The sequence below is a fragment of the uncultured Mycobacterium sp. genome (assembly GCF_964249325.1).
Taxonomy (GTDB): domain Bacteria; phylum Actinomycetota; class Actinomycetes; order Mycobacteriales; family Mycobacteriaceae; genus Mycobacterium.
Map to the genome: position 1 here is coordinate 3375 of NZ_CAXUCH010000233.1, position 3258 is coordinate 6632.

General features: G+C 68.1%; 3 protein-coding genes (1 of these 3 cut by a window edge). 1 reads left to right on the plus strand and 2 read right to left on the minus strand.

All coding sequences use genetic code 11. From position 1 onward, the window contains the following. Together xseA and ACFE99_RS21030 are read right to left on the minus strand one after the other, a co-directional pair. Positions 1-1130 carry the 5' portion of an exodeoxyribonuclease VII large subunit gene (gene xseA, locus ACFE99_RS21025; protein ID WP_375488342.1) on the minus strand. Its footprint begins 115 nt before the window's first position, so 1130 of the gene's 1245 nt are visible here — the first part of the coding sequence; its start codon is at positions 1128-1130; the stop codon falls past the left edge of the window. 8 nt (positions 1131-1138) lie between these two features. Further along, complete coding sequence (locus ACFE99_RS21030) at positions 1139-1759, minus strand: lipid droplet-associated protein (protein WP_375488343.1); 621 nt, start codon at positions 1757-1759, stop codon at positions 1139-1141. 88 nt (positions 1760-1847) lie between these two features. Here ACFE99_RS21030 and ACFE99_RS21035 point away from each other — a divergent pair, with 88 nt between their 5' ends. After that, the gene (locus ACFE99_RS21035; protein ID WP_375488344.1) at positions 1848-2849 is read left to right on the plus strand and encodes a 4-hydroxy-3-methylbut-2-enyl diphosphate reductase; all 1002 of its coding nucleotides are present in this window, start codon (positions 1848-1850) and stop codon (positions 2847-2849) included. The last annotated feature ends 409 nt before the right edge of the window (positions 2850-3258 follow it).

Consider the following 3258-nt stretch of genomic DNA (forward strand, 5'->3'; position numbering starts at 1 on the left):
GGTCCGGACGCGGCAACCGTCTGCACCACTGCATAGCCGCGGGCCAGGGTGGCGGCCGGGCCGAGCGCGCCAAGACGGGCCCCCAGATGGCCGATACCTTCGCTCTCCGCGTCGACCAGCCGCGAGATATCGCGGCGCAGCGCCGACCGGGCGCGGTGGATCTCGTCGGCGCGCGTCCGCATTGCCGTCATCGGCTCGGCTAATACCGGACGGCTACGCAGCGAAGCCAGCGCGCGTTCTTCGCGGGCCACCCAACTACGCAACGCATGAGCGCTGCGGCGACGCAGGTCGTCAATCAATGCCTGTTCCGCGACGGTATCCGGGACGATCTTCTTCGCCGCGTCGGTGGGGGTGGCAGCACGCAGATCGGCGACCAGATCGCACAGCGGGTTATCGGGCTCGTGCCCGACCGCGCTGACCACGGGAGTGCGGCACCCCGCGATCGCGCGGCACAGCGTCTCGTCGGAGAACGGCAACAAGTCCTCGACACTGCCGCCGCCGCGGGCCACCACGATGACGTCCACCTCGGGGTCGGCGTCCAACTCACGCAGCGCCTCGACGATCTGCGAAACGGCGTTGGGTCCCTGCACAGCGGTGTTGCGCACCGCAAAGCGCACCGCCGGCCAGCGGGCGGCGGCCACGGTGGTCACGTCGTGTTCGGCCGCGCTGGCGCGGCCGGTAATCAGCCCAATCACGTTTGGCAAGAAGGGAATTGGCCGCTTCAGTCGTGGGTCGAACAGTCCCTCGGCGTCCAGCAACCTGCGCAGCCGCTCGATGCGTGCCAGCAGCTCGCCGATCCCGACGGCGCGGATCTCACTGAGCCGCAACGAAAATGTGCCGCGTACGGTGTAAAACGTCGGCTTGCCACACACCACCACCTGGGTGCCTTCGGCGAGTTTCACCGGCGCGCCCAGCACCAGATCCCGCGGACAGGTCACACTCAGCGACATGTCGGCCGCGAGATCACGCAGCACCATGAACACCGTCTTGGAGTCGGGCCGGATGTTGATCTGAGTCAGCTGACCCTCGACCCAGACGGTGCCCAGCCTGTCGATCCAGCCCGCGATCCGCACGGCCACTGCACGCACCGGAAACGGGTTCTCCGGAGAATTCGCCGGCTGGTCCGGCACCGCTCGGCTCACTTCGCGTTCGCGCGGGTGATCCTGTTGGCGAGCAGCGTCTGGAACGGTGCACGCGCCTTGGTGGCCTCCTCATAGGCCAGCAAGGCCTCGAGTTCTTCCACGTCCAGCGAGTGCAATCTGGCTCGCAGCTGAGCCAGGGTCAGCGTCTCGTAGTCAAGCTCGGCAGCCACGGGCGGCACCGAAACGGTGGCTTTGGGTGTCGGCTTCTTCGTGGCGGGTATCGACTTGGTCGGCGGCTCGGGCGCGGTACCGGATTCACGGTTATTCTCCGCCGCGTCCGACACCGAATACAACGCGAAGCGTCCCTCGGCCCGGCGCTCGCTGTCGGCGGTGTCGATCCTGGACGTAGGTGCCTCGTCGGTCGCCTCGAGGAGGTCCTCGTCGAAGGTGGCCCACTCCGGCTGCTCGTCTTTCGGCGGAAAGATCGTCTCCAGCGTGGCGTCGCCCTTGATGGCCAGCTCGGCCAGGTTCTGCTGGAAGCGCATCACGATGTGCGCCGCCGTGCTGGCCAGCGTCATCGGATACATCAGGATGGTCCGCGGCAGTTTCCTGGTTTCCTCGACGGCGAGCGTGGCAGCGCCTACTAGCAGCCGAATCCCATACGGTGCGGTAGCCATGCGTTCCAGCCTGCCCTAAGCGGCGGTCAAGTCCAAGCCGACGGCGCGACCTGGCGGCCCTGCATCGGCAGAAAGTACGCTGGCTGCCATGCCGCCGACCGTCAACATGGGGATCCCGGGCGCCGCGGCCTCAGCGGTCGACCACTCGACGGGTAAGCGGGTGCTGTTGGCCGAGCCGCGCGGGTACTGCGCCGGGGTGGACCGCGCCGTCGAGACGGTCGAGCGTGCGCTGGAAAAGCACGGCCCACCGGTCTACGTCCGACACGAGATCGTCCACAACCGGCACGTAGTCGAGACCCTGGCCAAGGCCGGCGCAGTGTTCGTCGACGAAACCGACGAGGTGCCCGAGGGCGCCATCGTGGTGTTCTCCGCGCATGGAGTGGCACCAAGCGTCCACGCCTCGGCCGCCGAGCGGCAGCTGCAAGTCATCGACGCCACCTGCCCGCTGGTCACCAAGGTGCACAACGAGGCCAAGCGCTTCGCCCGCGACGACTACGACATCCTGCTCATCGGCCATGAGGGCCACGAGGAAGTCATCGGAACCGCCGGCGAAGCCCCCGACCACGTGCAGCTGGTCGACGGGCCGGGCGCCGTGGACAAGGTGACGGTCCGCGACGAAACCAAGCTGATCTGGTTGTCGCAGACCACGTTGTCCGTCGACGAGACCATGGACATCGTCGAGCGGCTGCGCCAGCGGTTCCCCAACCTGCAGGACCCGCCCAGCGACGACATCTGCTACGCCACCCAGAACCGGCAGGTCGCGGTCAAGGCGATGGCACCCGAATGTCAGCTGGTGATCGTCGTCGGCTCGGCCAACTCGTCCAACTCGGTGCGGTTGGTGGAGGTGGCGCTTGGCGCTGGCTCACGGGCCGCGCACCTCGTGGACTGCGCCGACGACATCGACCCGGCCTGGCTCGACGACGTCACCACGGTCGGTGTCACGTCCGGCGCGTCAGTGCCCGAGATACTGGTGCGGGGTGTGCTGGAACGGCTGGCCGAATACGGCTACGACGTGGTGCAGCCGGTGACCACCGCCAACGAGACCCTGGTGTTCGCGTTACCGCGCGAGATCCGCCCCGCCCGGGCCTGAGGGCGAACAGACACAAACCGGCCGTGATCGGCGTCGATTTGGGTGCTTTGCGGTCTGCTCGGGCCGGAAATCAGATGTCGTACTCCCAGGACTCAGCCGCCGATTTGGGCGTTCTTCGGGGGCGGGTGCCGGGGTCCAGGTCGGCCTCCTCCTTGCGGCCTGCTCCCCGATAGCGGACCCGTGAAATGGGGTGGTGTGTGGCACCGGTGGCACTGGCTGCGTTCGACGCTGTGCGACGGCGCGGGGGCGGCTCGTAGGGGTCTATGGGCTCGTATGGGTCGAAGCAGCTACTGTCCGTAGGCGGCCGCCCGTTCCGCACGTGCGGGTCGCGACGGATTTCCCGCGGCGGTTGACCGCGAAGGTCGGGCTCACGCGGCGGACGCGGACGGCGGCGGGGGGTGGCTGGCGG

Coding starts and splice junctions, on each gene's coding strand:
- ACFE99_RS21030 (WP_375488343.1), bottom strand. CDS start 1,759: ATGGCTACCGCACCGTATGGGATTCGGCTGCTAGTAGGCGCTGCCACG.
- ACFE99_RS21035 (WP_375488344.1), top strand. CDS start 1,848: ATGCCGCCGACCGTCAACATGGGGATCCCGGGCGCCGCGGCCTCAGCG.